The sequence below is a fragment of the Desulfosporosinus meridiei DSM 13257 genome, from assembly GCF_000231385.2.
Classification (GTDB): Bacteria; Bacillota; Desulfitobacteriia; order Desulfitobacteriales; family Desulfitobacteriaceae; genus Desulfosporosinus; species Desulfosporosinus meridiei.
The window spans coordinates 4,452,261-4,467,955 of record NC_018515.1; the positions used below are offsets into that span (position 1 = coordinate 4,452,261).

13 protein-coding genes are annotated in these 15,695 nt (G+C 43.9%); all 13 read right to left on the reverse strand.

Annotated elements, in window-relative coordinates:
• Window positions 1–6: 6 nt before the first annotated feature.
• Window positions 7–426 carry a methylaspartate mutase subunit S gene (glmS, locus tag DESMER_RS20545; RefSeq protein WP_014904991.1) on the reverse strand — a complete coding sequence of 140 codons (420 nt, stop codon included), beginning with the start codon at window positions 424–426 and terminating at the stop codon, window positions 7–9.
• Between the two features lie 38 nt (window positions 427–464).
• Complete coding sequence (locus DESMER_RS20550) at window positions 465–1,361, reverse strand: glutamate racemase (RefSeq protein WP_014904992.1); 897 nt, start codon at window positions 1,359–1,361, stop codon at window positions 465–467.
• Complete coding sequence (locus tag DESMER_RS20555; protein ID WP_014904993.1) at window positions 1,358–2,311, reverse strand: GntR family transcriptional regulator; 954 nt, start codon at window positions 2,309–2,311, stop codon at window positions 1,358–1,360. The genes DESMER_RS20550 and DESMER_RS20555 overlap by 4 nt, the downstream gene beginning before the upstream one ends.
• Before the next feature lie 350 nt (window positions 2,312–2,661).
• Window positions 2,662–4,878 (reverse strand): YcdB/YcdC domain-containing protein, encoded by a 2,217-nt coding sequence (locus tag DESMER_RS20560; RefSeq protein ID WP_014904994.1) that lies wholly within the window; start codon window positions 4,876–4,878, stop codon window positions 2,662–2,664.
• Between the two features lie 305 nt (window positions 4,879–5,183).
• Window positions 5,184–6,821, reverse strand: a complete 1,638-nt coding sequence (locus DESMER_RS20565) for a cell wall-binding repeat-containing protein (protein ID WP_014904995.1) — start codon at window positions 6,819–6,821, stop codon at window positions 5,184–5,186.
• A 315-nt stretch (window positions 6,822–7,136) separates the two neighbouring features.
• Complete coding sequence (locus DESMER_RS20570; protein WP_014904996.1) at window positions 7,137–8,354, reverse strand: ABC transporter permease; 1,218 nt, start codon at window positions 8,352–8,354, stop codon at window positions 7,137–7,139.
• Window positions 8,351–9,073 (reverse strand): ABC transporter ATP-binding protein, encoded by a 723-nt coding sequence (locus tag DESMER_RS20575; protein ID WP_014904997.1) that lies wholly within the window; start codon window positions 9,071–9,073, stop codon window positions 8,351–8,353. Before DESMER_RS20575 ends, DESMER_RS20570 begins: the two co-directional genes overlap by 4 nt.
• 46 nt (window positions 9,074–9,119) lie before the next feature.
• Window positions 9,120–10,574, reverse strand: a complete 1,455-nt coding sequence (locus DESMER_RS20580) for an efflux RND transporter periplasmic adaptor subunit (protein WP_014904998.1) — start codon at window positions 10,572–10,574, stop codon at window positions 9,120–9,122.
• Between the two features lie 294 nt (window positions 10,575–10,868).
• Window positions 10,869–12,575, reverse strand: a complete 1,707-nt coding sequence (locus DESMER_RS20585) for a HAMP domain-containing sensor histidine kinase (RefSeq protein WP_014904999.1) — start codon at window positions 12,573–12,575, stop codon at window positions 10,869–10,871.
• Window positions 12,572–13,258: a response regulator transcription factor gene (locus DESMER_RS20590; RefSeq protein WP_014905000.1), complete on the reverse strand. Its 687-nt coding sequence runs from the start codon at window positions 13,256–13,258 to the stop codon at window positions 12,572–12,574. Before DESMER_RS20590 ends, DESMER_RS20585 begins: the two co-directional genes overlap by 4 nt.
• Window positions 13,259–13,845: 587 nt before the next feature.
• Window positions 13,846–14,247 (reverse strand): MarR family winged helix-turn-helix transcriptional regulator, encoded by a 402-nt coding sequence (locus tag DESMER_RS20595; protein WP_242831014.1) that lies wholly within the window; start codon window positions 14,245–14,247, stop codon window positions 13,846–13,848.
• Window positions 14,248–14,749: 502 nt separating this feature from the next.
• Window positions 14,750–15,163 carry a DUF2178 domain-containing protein gene (locus tag DESMER_RS20600; RefSeq protein WP_014905002.1) on the reverse strand — a complete coding sequence of 138 codons (414 nt, stop codon included), beginning with the start codon at window positions 15,161–15,163 and terminating at the stop codon, window positions 14,750–14,752.
• A gap of 2 nt (window positions 15,164–15,165) precedes the next feature.
• Window positions 15,166–15,363 (reverse strand): helix-turn-helix transcriptional regulator, encoded by a 198-nt coding sequence (locus tag DESMER_RS20605; protein ID WP_014905003.1) that lies wholly within the window; start codon window positions 15,361–15,363, stop codon window positions 15,166–15,168.
• Window positions 15,364–15,695 lie beyond the last annotated feature (332 nt).

The following is a 15,695-nucleotide window of genomic DNA, read 5'->3' on the forward strand; positions in this document are numbered from 1 at the left end:
CCCCCCTTAATTTATCGTCATACCCAAATCCTTACGGAGATCTTCAATAGGAAGATCCGGCAGAGTTCCCGGTGGATAAACTCTGTTAAAGCCCATGGCTAAAAACCGTTCTTTAACGGATTCAAACTCCTGTTTCCCACAAACTAAATTCCCGCCTACATACATAATGATGTCGCCAATTCCTTTTTCCTGACATTTCTCACGCAAGCCTCGACAATCCATTTCTCCGTGCCCGTATAAGGAGGAGACTAATATGGCGTCGGCATTAGTTTCTATTGCCGAGTGAATAAACTCCTCTTGAGTTGCCAGCACCCCGATATTAATCACTTTGAAACCGGCTTGAGTAAAAGCAAAATCTAAAATTCTATTACCCACCGCATGCACATCTGATCCAATAACCCCTAATACCACGGTCTTTTGTTCCATGATTCAATTCCCCCCGGTCGCTTTCTAAAACCTTTGTACTATTCGCCCAATACTACTTGCTCAACCTGACCAATCGGCTCTTGGAGGAGGGTATTACCTACTTGTCTAAAAAGTTCGGGATCGCCACTTACGTAATAGCGTACTCGCCAAGGTTTTTTTCCTAAGGCAGGCGGTGATTCAAGGAGTCCCGACCGCTCCCACTCATCCAGATGCTTGAGTAAATTCTCCAGTTCTTTGACAACAGCCTTGGCCGGATCAACAATGAGTACATCTTCACCTAAAATCTCATTCAGGACAGGCTCAAGAAAGGGATAATGTGTGCACCCTAGAATAAGGGTATCTACTCCCGCTGCCTTCAGCGGCGCAAGATAAGTTTTTGCTATCCCTAGGGCTTGTTCCGATTCAGCCAATCCCGCCTCAATTAAAGGTACAAAGAGAGGACAACCTTGGGCTTTAACTAAGGCAATAGGCTGCTCTCCATGCTGCCAGGATTCACGAAGTGTAGAATCTTTCGGCAGGGAACCTTTGGCCAGAGCTCGGCTTACTGCACCCGAATAAGCCTTACTGCGGACCGTGGTTTCCGTGGCAATCAGCCCAATCCTTCCGGCTATGGTTTTTTCTACAGCATAGCGGGCTCCAGGTTCAACCATGCCAATCATCGGTACGTCAAAACGTTCTCTTAGAAAAGGCAGGGCTGTGGCAGAGCTGCTGTTACAAGCCACGACAATTACCTCCGCACCTTGGCCGATCAAGAAGGTGACAATTTCCTCGCCGAAACGAATTAACTCCTCCCGGGAACGGTTTCCATAGGGAACCCGAGCGGTATCTCCAAAATAGACAATTCTAACATCCAATACTTGCTCTAATATTTCTTTCATCACAGTGAGTCCGCCTACTCCAGAGTCGAAGACACCGATGATTCGTTGCTTTTTCAAAATTTTTCCCCCTTTAGTTCCAATAAAGCCCCTCTAAGTAAGTTAAGACTGCCTGCATCCGGCTCAAAATGAAACTCAATACATTCCATATTCTCAGGAAGTACTTTTTCAACTCGAAAACGAAGTCGCGGTGCTAAAATTACCGCCCCACATTGAGGTAAGACCTCGCGTAAATTAGTCTCGTTCGGTTGAATCAGGGTTCTAAAAGCAGGATATATGCCCGCTTGTCTAAGGGCCAACTTTATTTTCTCCGCATATTGGTTGCTTTCACAAACCAGGGCGAACTCTCGGCCAATACTCAGCTTAGCGATGCGCACTATTGTATCAAGCCTGGGCTGCAGGGAAATCCCCAAAATTGGAATATGCTGTTTCCCTAACAGGATCTTAACTTCTGCCAGACGGGATACCCCGGTAATAGCCATATCCATTCCGGATATACATTCCTGAGCACGAAGGGATTCTTGAAGTTCGGAAAGCAGTAATGGGAAGAGATTAACACCGGGACCGAGATTCCAATTGACATCAGCCAATTGTTCAGGATTGCTGACTAAATAGGCCACTTTCATCCGAGATAGCTGATCTTTTTTCTCCATACCACGCACATGCACGAAGGAGACAAAATCATCGATACTAAAACCCAGACCCACTGCTTCCTCCATAGCCAAATCTACAATCCGCAAGACCTTCTCTTTACGACTTTCCTGCTGCATGATCAGGGCAGTATCCTCCACGAAGGTTCCCTTTCCACGGGCTGAGGACAAAACCCCTTCGCCCTCAAGCTCCTTATAAGCCTGACTGACAGTATTTCGGCTGACAGCGATGCTCTTAGCCAATTCCCGTTCCGGTGGTAATTTTGTCCCCGCAGGCCAAATTCCTTGAGTTATTCGCCGACGAATCTGCTCTTTAAGCTGGATATAATAGGGCACACCACTTTTTCTATCTAGCTCCATATAATCACCTTCTAACCTTGTTACCTTCTGAATCTTTTCGGCCCCATCTATCCTATGTAGGCGTAATCCTTTTTGGCCCAGTTGACTAGTCCAATTAAAGATTTACTTCTCCACTTCCTTATCTATTCCCTGCTTTATATAAGTATTATCAATAATTATTTTTCTTTATGGATGAAGGACTATCAAAAAGAAGAACTCGCCTAGCTGAAGGCAGGTTCTTCTTAAGAGGCTATATGAATTCTTAAAGCAAAAGGACTTGGGCGCTACTTCTAATTTTGATGAACCTATTGTCTGTAAATGTTAAATCATATCATCCTGATATTAGCTGATTCTCCATGGGAGTAGACTATCTATCTCAGATAACTCTTCATCTGTCGTCCTACGGTATAGGCATGAACCAGGGCATAGGCGGCTTCTGCTCGGGTTGCCTTTTGGTTTGGGGAAAAAGTATTTTGGTCAATCTTTATAATCCCCAACCCCCAAGCAAGAGCGATATACCCCATAGAGTCAGGATTAATCACGCTGGCATCGGAAAAAGGCACCCCATAAATTCCTTGGACTTGGGCTGATGTTTCCATATTCAGGAGGCGAATCATTACTTTGCATAAATCTTCTCGACTTAATTCCTGTTCTAGTTTTGCATCCTCAAGCAGCCAGCCCCGCTCTTTGGCGACTTTTAGAACATCTTCATCACCTATAGTCCTATCCCAGTTGCCTGCTTCAGCCGTTAACATGGCCCGCATGAGAGCACCAGTGGTTATTTTTTCGCCGGGACAAAACTTATCTCCGTATTCTCCAAAGGCTCCGGTCAGACCTAATGTGCTGATTTCTTTTTCGGCATAAATACCTTCAATATCCGTATAAGTATTGGCTTTAAACCACTGTGCTTGGGGGTTTCCCAGCCAATCCATGGAATTTCCGGTTTTGGCATCAAGAAAAACAGGCAGGTCTAGATCATAATTTGAATTTGCTTGATAGACTAAGCGGACTTGCAGTTGACCACCGGGTTCAAAAACCACAGTGTATTTCAAGGCCAACGGACAGATTTGTAAGAACTGCTCAGCTGCCCGATCAAGAGATAAAACATCAGCAGCTATTGGGAACTCCTGATTAGACCAGTTCATTTCGTAATTTGTTACTTGCTTGGCTACTGTATCAACTGCCAAGATTATTCCATTACTGGAAACCGGAATCCCATCAACAAGCCTGACATAACTGAACAGCTGAGTATTGGGCGGCATTTTGCCGTCATAGGGATTTTCCGCTTCCGGCTTAACCATCTCAAAGTGCTCAGGCTGAATACGCTTGAGAAAGTCTTCGGCAATTCTTTGGGCATCTCGGCGATTAACGGGTTTAGCTTGGTTCTTAGCACTCAATCCGTAGGACAGATTAAAACTGACCAGATCACCGGTCTGAGCATTGACCCGAGCACTGAGAAAACGTTGATCTCCCGATTCATAAGAGTCGGTATTCCAATTTAAATCCCAGACCTGCTCATTGGGATTCTGCCAGTCCGGATTTAAGTTTGAATTGCGAAGAATGAAGTCCTTGGGAATAGTGACTGCTTTTTTCACAATCTCAACCGCTTCTTTTTGAGTAATTTGATGATCTGAAGGGTTTGAAGAATCTTGATCCGCTGGGGATACACTGATTGGGGTATTATCTTCAAAGGCTGATATCTTTAACCTTGATTCTGCAATGGATGCTGCCGATAATGAGCTGTCGGTTTCTGCAGGGATGGTGGTAGAGGCGAAAACTGGTTTATCCAGAGTAAGCGGTTTCCCTGTCAGCGCATCTATGGCTCCCCCGAAATAGTTTTTTGTCAACTGATACACAAGAAGAACCTGCTGTTCTTCCTGGGCTTGGGGGTTAAGGATTGGCGGCAAAAAATACTCTAATTCAAGCATTGGCGTTGCGGTAAAAACTTGACGAGCTTTTTCCAAGGAAATAATCTTGGAGGCTGAGGGGAAAACAAGATTTTCTGTCCAATTATAATTGTAGCTTATAATTCGACCATCCTCTCCACTGACTCTCATGGCGACTCCGTTTTCCGGGAAGGTAATTCCATTCACCATCCGCGTCCACCGATAATTATAGGTGAAGGGTTGAGAGTCGTTAAAGACATAGACCTGTTGCTTTTCTTTGGCCAGCTGCATTTCCGGCAAATGATGACCTGCTAATTTAGTCATTAGATCTAATGCAATTTTTGAGGCATCTTCCGAGGACAAGACAGGAAGTTTGAAGGACGAGGTTTGACTTTCATTCCATTGATTAATGCTTAGAATTTCTCCGCTGATTGCATCTACCTCTGCCTGAAAGCTTCCGTAGGGTGCCTGGTCTGAATTCCAGTTTAACGAATAGGTAGTACGGTCGGAATACTCTTTATACTCTGTCGAAAGCTGGGAATAGCTTTCCGGCACCTCAAAATTATCTTTGACTAATTGGATGGCTTGCTCAATAGTAATGCCTTGCTTGACATTTCCTAGAGCATTTACCGGATAGGCCACCATATGTAGTAGTAGTATGCAGATAACCATCAGGTTTAAAGGCAGGGTTTTCCTTACCAAATTTTATCAGCCCTTTCATCTTAATCCCTATATCTAAGGGTCTCTCCGCCGTTGCCTCCTTCGTATACTTTTTTGAATTACTTCGGCTGTCTTAGTCCACTGAACTATATATTCAATAAATTCCATTAATATCCTTCTCGTAGTCAGGTAGTTCTCTTAAATTTATACATATGGAGCTGTCAATAAAAAACAAGCGGTCTCCCCACTTTGTTAGTGAAAGGAAACCGCTTTAATGGCTGTAACACGTTGGATTTGGAACAGTAGTTATTGTATCAGGGGGATTTGCTAAGTTAAAGAATCTTGATTTAATGACTAAGCATTTGCTGAAGTTGTTGCTCTAAATTAAAGGATACTCCATTGTTGTTGCCGACAACCGCTGACTTGGAAATATAGCCTTTATTATAGAGTAAAAAGTAGTTCAAACTTGGGGGAAGAGAGTTTGGTTGAGTCATAGCTACAAATCCTCCATTTTTTGCGGCCAAAGCGGCTGTCAACAAAGCATCAGCATAGGGTTTTCCTGAACTGACATCATCTTGACGAACCAGCCCTGAAGTAAAATAGAGGGGGGATTGAGGATTATCTTTGTTAAGGAGATTTTGGAAAATCAAACCTTGAGTATCATAGCGATCATAACCTCCCCAGCGTTGAACCAAGAAACGGTCGCTTAGTTGACTTTCCACCGAATTACTGATCACTGCTGTTCCTCCAAGGAGGACAACATTTTTGGCATTTAGATTAATCAAAGCCTGCAGCGTAGAAGCCGGCAGAGTATCTCGATCCGTTAGTAAGATTGGGTTTCCATGGGCCCCTGCAAAAGCACTGATAGCAATAGCATCAGGTATCGCGGAGCCATTAGCCAAATATACGGTTTGAGTGGAATCAATTCCCACCTGGGAAGAAATCAAGGCCGCTGTATCATATCCTTGCAGCCCGGCGATCCGAGTCACTGTAAAGTCTTTACTTAATGTATCTTCAATGGTTTGGGAAACAGCGACGGTTCCGCCAACAATGTATATGTTCCTGGCTCCTAACTCATGTAACGCAGTTAATGTCCTAGAATCTAAGGTTCCAGAAGCGGTCATAAGAATTGGGGCATCCAGCTTTTTGGAAAGTGGGGCTGCAGCAAGGGAATCAGAAAACTGATCATCTCTTGCTAAAATCACATTTGGCGCACTGGTCCACCCTTGCTTAGCAATCTCAACGGAAAGTGCAACATTATCCGAAGCCTGGGAACCGATGCGACTGCCCGTTTCATAAGCAGCCTCAACAGGTATGGATTTTATGACTTTTCCCCCAAAAATGATATCCACATTGCCTGCTTTTTCCGGGGTAATGTTTAGGATAAAGGTTCCATCACTTAGAGTGGTATAGCTTTGGGTTGCCGGATTGGCATCAACCTTTGTCCCGTCTACTGTCACCGATCTTTGATCCAAAACCTTTCCCTCTGAATCCGTAAGTTTTACACTTACGGAATTATCATCATTAACCTTGAGTGAATCTGCTACGGTTGCTACGGCGTCCAAGACCTTGATTATCCCCGTTGCCGAACCCTTGTTGGGGGAAACAGCACTGACCTTTAGGGTATATTCTCCGGGAGTGTACAAGGTGAGATTGGATAAACTGTAATAACCACCGCCCCCGGATACGGAATAGTAAGTCACATTTCCTTGGGAATCTGTTAAGGTAGCATTGACAGACCCCGTAAAGAGCTTACTTGTGGGAATACGGTTTAGTTTAAACTCGACGTCCGTCGTTTCTCCAATAATTACGGTAGACTCTTCTTCGGACACAAAGGTTAACCCTCTTAAGGTAGTGTAAGACTCACCATTACTGTTAGTACCACTTTCATCAGCTGCCAACAACATCCCCGGCAACATACCAATCAGCAAAAGAGCCATCATAAGGATACTTAAAACTGTCTGAGTGCGTTTCTTTTTGATCACTAAATTTCTTCCTTTCTCTCTCCTAATTAGCCTCCAACGAGCGAGGGAACGTAACGTGCGTTAACGGGCAATGACCCCTTACTTCCTCCACACTCCCCCGTTCCCAGCCCCCGTCGCCGCAACTAAGAGGACAATTGCTTAGTGAACACTTTAGTGGAGTTCACGGTAAAGCGAGTGCCGATGCTGAGGGGATTATTGCGCCCAGGTTCACTTCCTTGAGCGACCCAGAGGTTTGGCGCAATTCCTTCAGCATCTAACGAGCCAGGGAACGAAACGTGTGTGAACGGGCAATTGTCCTCTTACTTGCAAGACCCCTTATTCAAACCTTAAAGCATCGATAGGATCCATGGCGGCTGCTTTACGTGCCGGGAAAACACCGAAAATAATTCCTATACCTGCGGAGAAACCAAAAGCCATTACCACTGAAGCTAGAGAAATACTGGTACTCATGGATAAGGCCTTCCCGACTAGGTTTGATCCTCCATACCCCAGGGCAATGCCTATTCCTCCGCCTAAGATACTCAGTACGACGGCTTCGATAAGAAACTGGAGAAGAATATCCGTACTTTTAGCTCCAATGGCTTTCCTGATTCCAATCTCCCGGGTTCGCTCCGTTACTGAGACAAGCATGATATTCATGATTCCGATTCCTCCAACCAACAGAGAAATCCCGGCAATTCCACCCAGGAGCATGGTTAGAGTCTGCGTAACACTTTGCATAGTTTCTAACATGTCCGCCTGATTCTGAACTCTAAAGTCATCAGCTTTACCCTCCTGAAGATTATGGGCCTTGCGTAAAGCCGCAGTAATTTCGTTCTGAGCAGTCTGCATAAGATCCTCAGATGAAGCAGAAACCAGAATATTACGCACCGTCTTTTTCCCGATCAAGCGAGCCTGAACCGTTGAAATAGGAGCAGTGATCATGTCATCACTACTTTGAAATCCCGTCGACCCTGTTGCAGTCGTCACACCAATGACTTGAAAAGGTACATTATTGATTTTTATGTTCTTGCCAATAATATCCCCATTGGCATCTCCCAGCAGGTTTTCCACAACGGTTGGACCGAGAACAGCTACTCTTGCGCTCTTATTCACATCTTCTTCAGTGATATACCGTCCCCGGGCAATTGTAACATTTTTGATGGTTTCATAGTCTGCAGTGGTACCATTAATGCTGGTAGAGGTGTTCCCACTTCCTAAGACTACTTGGGCGCTAGCATTAGTAACGGGAGCAACTGCTTTCACAGCCGTCCCGACTCGAATCTTAGAAACGTCGGTCATGTCTAAACTGGAGGAGCTGCCCACTCCGCCTTTAACCCCTCCGGTATTTGACTGGCCGGGGCTAATTGTCAGCAAGTTTGACCCCATGCCCTGAATCTGTGATGTAATTGAAGCCGTTGCACCGTTCCCGATTCCGACCATGGCAATCACCGCAGCAACTCCAATGATAATCCCGAGCATAGTCAACATGGATCTTAGTTTGTTGGCTCGCAAAGCTCTGAGAGAGACTCGGATACTTTCTAAAAAGTTCACTCTGCTCTTCCCTCCTCGGTTTGCACTTGTGCCTGGCGGGGATTTTCTACGATCTCATCCCCTTCAATGTGACCGTCTCGAAAACGAACAATCCGCTGGGTAAACTCTGCAATATCCGGTTCATGGGTTACTATGATAATAGTATTTCCCTCGGCATGGAGACGCTGGAAAATGGCCATAACCTCTTCACTCGATCGACTATCCAGGTTCCCCGTAGGCTCATCCGCTAAGATGATTGAAGGCTTCGTGACAAGGGCTCGAGCAATAGCTACCCGCTGCTGTTGTCCACCGGATAGTTCTTTAGGACGGTGATGAATTCGTGTGCCGAGGCCGACGGATTCCAACGCTGCAACAGCGCGAGTACGTCTTTCCTTAGTACCCACTCCTGCATAAAGCAGGGGGAGCTCTACGTTTTCAACAGCCATGGTTCGAGGGAGCAAATTAAAGCCTTGAAATACAAAGCCGATCTTACGATTGCGAATTACGGATAATTCATCACCGCTGGCCTTTGCCACATCAGTTCCATCAAGGTAGTATTCACCCTCAGTGGGAGTGTCTAAACAGCCAAGTATATTCATCATCGTCGACTTGCCCGACCCGGAAGGTCCCATGATGGAAACGAATTCGCCTTCCCCTACGTGCAAATCCACGCCGCCTAAGGCCGCAACTTTAATATCCCCATTAGCATAGATCTTTTTGATTCCTTTTAGCGTTATCAAATAACATCCCTCCTCTATCTGAAAAATTCAGAGACGGATCATTCTCTTACCTTGTTCCCGGGGGTGGGCCGCCGGCTGCTGCCCCTCCTCCACCTATTCTAAGTCCTCCTGAAGATTTCGCTGCTGTGGCGGTTGAACCACCAACTATAGTAATAACCTCTTGCCCTTCCTCTATCCCACTTTTAACCTCGATATTTTCACCATCGTCCAAGCCAAATTCTACCGGAACAAATTGACCATTGGCTCCGGTCTGTCCGGATTTAGCTGGGTCTGAGCCAGGAACCATGACCCCTTTTTTGTCGCCCCTGGTTTTAACTGCCTCACTGGGAACGGTTAGAACGTTCTTGGCTTCTTCTACCATAATATCAATATTAGCGTTCATTCCCGACCGCAGCTTATCGCTGGCTTGTTCTACTGCTACTGTAACTTCAAAGGTTGTAACGTTGGAAGTGGTTGTTCCTTGAGGAGCAACCAAGCTTACGACTCCCGTACTATGATCATCCGCATAGGCATCAAGGGTAATGTCCACTTTCTGTCCTACTTTAACTTGGGCAATATCAGCCTGGTCAATAGAGGCATTTACTTCAAGACTACTTCCGGTGGATCCTGAGGGAGTAATGGTAATCTTGGAATCCTCGCTTGTATACTGATACAGCTGTAAATTGGAATCAATAATAATAGCATCCGTTGGGGCAACAATAGTCGCTCCTGACAACTTAGCCTCTACACTATCAAGTTGAGCCCGGGCTTGGGTTACATTAGCTTGCGACGATGCAATATCAGCAGCTGTCGGCCCCGCCTCTTGCTGATTCATTTTGTATTCAGCAGCGGCCACATCCGCTTGTGCCGCTTCTAAGGCCTTTGCTGCTCCTCCATTTTGGGCATTTTTGGCTGTTGTTAAGGCAGATAAAGCATCATTTAAAGAGTTTTGAGCAGACTGAATGGATGAAGTTTCTCCGTTCCGCTGCGCCTTAGCTAAAACATCACTAGCCTGTTTAACTTTCTCATTAGCTAAGGTGACTTGGTTTGCCAGATAGGCCGAATCCGCATCCTGCTGGGCTGCAGTCAAATTCTTCTGTGCTTTGGCAAGTTCTGACCGAGCTTGAGCCTTTGTTTGTTGATTATAGCTATCATAAAGAGATTGAAGCTTAGCCTGGGCCACTGCCAAATTGGCTTGCTGCTGAACAACATCCGCTCTAAGGTTTGTTTCATCAATTTTAGCGAGAACTTGGCCTTTTTGAACGGTATCTCCCACCTTGAAATTCAGCTCTACCACCTGTCCCCTAGTCACATCTCCATTGTTGGAAAACTGCAACGGTATGGACTGGGGATAATTAACGGTTCCGGTTGCCGTGATAACCCTGCTAACATCTCCCATTTTAGCCTTTGCTGTAATACTCGTTAACATTACTGGTTTGGCCGTAAACTTTTTATAGCCCCAATATCCTCCTCCTAAGACCAAAACACTCAAAACCCCGATGGTCACCCATTTTTTGTTCATACGCTCTCTCCTCTTTTATGTATTCTCAAACAGTGGGCGTAAAGCCCGACTGAGACAAACTAATCCCAGTCCCCATCTCCATGAAACTCATAATAGGCGTCCACTCCGAAGCGACTAAGATAGGAATCTCTCATTTAATAGAAACTCCATTAATATAGAAGGAAGAATAAAACGTCTTTAAATACCGGTTAAATTTTCCTAAATCAGAATATCACAGTAATATGATCAAACGACGATAAACTTCTTAAGATCTTGTCAGGTTCCGCTGAGTATTTGCTGAAGAATGCCGGGATTTTACTGAATAGAAGTATTGCCTTTCTGCCTTACGGGCAATAAGATTTTAAAACAGCTTCCTTCTCCCAGGGTACTTTTTACTTCGATTGCCCCCCCATGGGCTTGGATAAATTCTTTGGCAATAGCCAGTCCTAACCCGGTTCCACCGCTCTCTCGCTCTCGGGCTTTATCAACTCGATAAAAGCGATTAAAAATATGCTCCAGTTCTTCTTGGGGAATACCTTCCCCAGAGTCTTCTACCGTTACTTGAACCCAACTATTTAATTTTAAGTTATCCTTACTCTTAAACACTTTTGGATTCCCTTCTGCAGCTTGTTCAGGCATTCTTCCCGAATCATTCAGTTTCTTAAGTTTCTCATGTTTTTCTGGTTTTTTAAGTTTCTCTTGCTTCTCTAGCTTATCTACTTTACGCTGGAAGACATCTCGTAAACGATGTGTGTTCCTTTCGGCCAATTTCCCTTCTTCAGCATACCGTTCTATCTCCGCTAAGGTCACGTGTAGACATCCGCCTGGGGGGGTATGTAAAAGGGCATTGCCAATTAGATTAACAAAGACTTGAGTCAGGCGGTCGGGATCCCCTGTAATATCCGGTGCCTCTCCCTTGATCTCGACAACTAATTCTCGCTCCTCGAATTCAATGGCAAATTGCTCTGTGATCCGTTCTACTAACTTCCTTAGATTTACCGGTTTTGAAGACATGGGTAATTTTCCCGCTTCCGCAAGATTTAACTGTTGGAGATCCCGTACTAAGCGAATAAGTCTTAAGGTTTCATCTTGTATAGGTAGAATGGTTTCCGGAGTTGAGGGTAAAACCCCTTCTTGGATTGATTCAAGTTTTCCGAGGATGACTGAAAGCGGTGTGCGCAATTCATGAGCAATATCTGCCACCATGTTGCGACGTACTTCCTCGTTGCGAGCTAATTGTTCCGTCATTCGATTAAAGTCTTGAGCTAAGATTGCAATATCTCCGTTGCCCTTGACATCAACTCTGGAGGACAAATCCCCATTCCCTACATTGCGAACAGCTTTCATCAAATGATTAAGGGGTTTCGTAAAATGCCGGGTTAATAACATTCCCAAGATTAAGGCTACAAAGGATGTAAGCCCTAAACCAATAAGCATAGCTTGAATAATCGAGGTTCCAATGGTTTTGGCCAATCGATTATTGGTACCTGCAACTATCGGGGTTTCCTGCCAATAATACCCTACTGTCTGTTCCTTAACCTTGATCTCTTCCCATTGCTTGGGGATTTTATTACTGTTGGGTAATTGCGAAATAGTCTTACCTAGGTCTTCATTCGCTGAGTCCCCTACAACCTTACTCTCCAGATCAAATACCCAAAAGGGCGGGCCTTCACGTCGTGTTCTTATTCTCAAGTCCTGTCCGGGAATAGTTTGTTCCGGGGGAACTCCAACGACAAAAAGCCGCGGCCTCCCTTCCAGATCAACACCTTCAAAATTCGGCCCAAACCGGCGTTCTGCCTCGCTAACTTTGGTGATATACCCCTGAACTCCATCCCAGCTGTTATGAGCTTCATAGTAGCCACTTAAAAGCCGCTTCCAGCTTTCACCATAGGCTTGTTGGACATAGGTTTCCGCATGCCCAAGTAAAGATTGGGTTGTGATTAAGGCAATAGCTGTAAAAAAAACAGCCATAAAAAAAACCATGCCTATTAAGCTGATAATAAACTTCCTGCGTAAAGTCACAAGTCTTCACCAAACCGATAGCCCACGCCAAAAACGGTTTCAATATACTTTGGCTCGCTGGGGTTGTCCTCAATTTTCTTACGCAGGTTGGAGACGTGGGTATCAATGGAGCGTTCATAGTAAAGATATTCTTCCCCCATGGCCTGCCGTAAAAGCTGCAGACGACTGTAGACAGTTCCCGGGCGTGTAGCAAGTAAATGCAGTATGTTAAATTCTGTAGGCGTTAGAAGGACTTCCTGCCCCCGCTTTAAGACCTTATGACTGGAGACGTCTAAGCTAATCTCTCCTCGAATTATTACTGAAGAGGTGTATTCCTGTGAACCCCCTGATGAGCGGCGAAGTACAGTTTTGATTCGAGCGACTAATTCCCGAAGGCTAAATGGTTTAACAATATAGTCGTCAGCACCAAACTCTAAGCCAAGAACTCGATCAATTTCCTCGGATTTTGCCGTCAGCATGATAATCGGTATGGTACTGGTTTCACGCAAACGTTTGCACATGTCCAGCCCACTTATTCCCGGAAGCATCCAATCCAGCAAGACAAGATCCGGCTTTTCCCGTTCGATAAGCTCCATCCCTTCTACTCCATTGACTGCAGTTAGGGCGTTATATCCTTCCCGCGAGAGGTAATCCCTCACGAGGGTTAGAATTTCCGGTTCATCATCGACTAAAACAATCTTCATTTTCATGCCACCACTTTTCCCCTTTTGTTGTTGATATAAGTATAACGTTAATCTTTGGGATGTATCTAGGAAAGTTTTGAAGATTTTATGAAGAAATAAGAAAGTAAGGGGCGAATTGCCCGTTCACACTCGTTGCGTTCACTGGCTCATTGGATGCTGAAGGAATTGCGCCAACCTCTGGGTCGCTCTACGATGTGAACCTGGGCGCAATTGGCCCTTCAGCATCGGCATTCGCTTTACCGTGAACTTCACTAAAGTGTTCTCTTGGCAATTCGCCCCTTAATTTCTGGTCAAACGAAGGGGGCGAGGAACGGGGAGAACGGTTTTGGTTTTCTTTGGATAGAGAAAGTAAGGGGCCGATTGCCCGTTCACACTCGTTACGTTCGCTCGCTCGTTGGATGCTGAAGGAATTGCGCCAACCTCTGGGCCGCTCTGCGATGTGAACCTGGGCGCAATTGGACCTTCAGTATCCGCACTCGCTTTACCGTGAACTTCACTAAAGTGTTCTCTTGGCAATTCGCCCCTTAATTATTATCAATAATAATGCCCTCGCTTAAGACTTCTTAAACGAGGGCGATTTTCGAGAGTTAAACTTCTACTAATTCCATTTTCTCAGCAAGGAGTTTTGAGCTGCGAGACAGTTCTTCGTATTCTTCATCGGTATAATCTTTGATGATTTCGCTGATAAATTTTTGTCTTTCTGCGATTACTGCATCCAGTGCTTCATTCCCTCTTGATAACAAGTGAAGCGCGACTACTCTCCGATCCTTTTCAGCTCGTACACGTTCGACAAGCCCTGCAAATTCCATTCGATCTGCTAAATCCGTTGCTGTACTGCATGCTACATATAAGTTTTTACATAGATCACCCATAGTTAAAGGCCCATATTCTCGAATGCATAAAAGTGCATTGAACTGAAGCTCAGAAATATCCATATCTACTAGAACCGATCGGCCACGCTTAAACAAAATTGCATTAGCTCGTCTCAAGGTTTCCTCCAGCTGCTTTATTATTTCCTCGTTTGCCAGTCATCCCACCTCCAATTTCCGAAATATTATAACAATTCTATATTATCACAGTTTAGGATAATATTCAGTATAAAATAACCAAGTTGGCTAAAATACTGTTTAGAACTAAGCAAGCATTCTAGTCTAATATAAACTACTCGTTCATTTAAAGCTGAACGTCTTCATATTACTCTATTTATTGCATATATTAGCTCGATTTCCTCTTTAAATATCGTTCGATTTTTGTGTAATGAAACCATCTAATATTTAAGTTAAGGGGTTCAGTTTTGGAGTGAAAAATTAAAAAATCGCACCCAAGAACACAGTATTTTAGCAGATTTTCATCATGGCGATTCACGCGATTCCAACACAAAAATAGCCTGGATTTTAGCATTGCTCAAATCCAAGCTATCTCTAAATTTTTTAGTATATAAAAAATAAATAGAACTAGCATCGTCACGGACGGCGGCCCCTTGAATGAATCTTACATTTCTTTTTGATATTTAACCGCAAAGAAAATTGATATTAGGTAATATAAAAGGAAAATTCCAACGGTAATTCCAAATAGCCATAATGGATAATCAAATAAAATCATAACATATGCTAATCCTAGGATAAACCACTGGGTAATATCAGCCGCACTTGCCTTTGCTCTGTTCTGAATTATTTTATTGCGTTCATCATTAAATTCAATTTCAAGCTGCTTCTTAATTTTAGGGTGTTTTTGCTGGACGTAATTCGTATATAAATAAAAAAGACTGCTACCCAATAATGACAGTCCAATCCCAATCAAAACTGCTGAGATATTTTTACCTTCTGCCCAAAACAAAAAACTTGTACCGATCAGTCCAATTCCCAATAAAAGTTTAAAGACATAAAATGACGTTTTCTTTAGCATTATTATTCCTCCTCATAAATGAAAATTTCTTCGATTGGCATATCAAAATATCGTGCTATTTTAAATGCTAATATAATAGATGGATTGTATCGACCATTCTCTAATGAACCAATTGTCTGTCTAGATACTTCTAAAGCAGACGCCAATTCTTCTTGTTTAATTCCTTGCTGTTTTCGAATTTCTTCTAATCTATTTTTCAAAATTACATCCCTTTCTTAAATTGTGGAAAGCATGCTTTACATCAAGATAACACCTAATAATTTATATGTCAAGCTAACTTTCCATGAAACAAAGAAAATAATAGGGGTCTTTTGTAATAAGCTATCAATACATAATCCATAGTTTCCCCAAGAAAATCCGCGCATGGAGGCACGGCGTCATTTCGTACGGTTTCGTATAACGGTTCTTTACGAACTTCCCTAATTATATGTCTAATTGACTTAATGCGAACCTGTTCGTATATTTTACCTTTGGAGACCAAAGTCTAATTTAATATTCTCATATTCTAGTTTAATATATTGCTCATAAACTT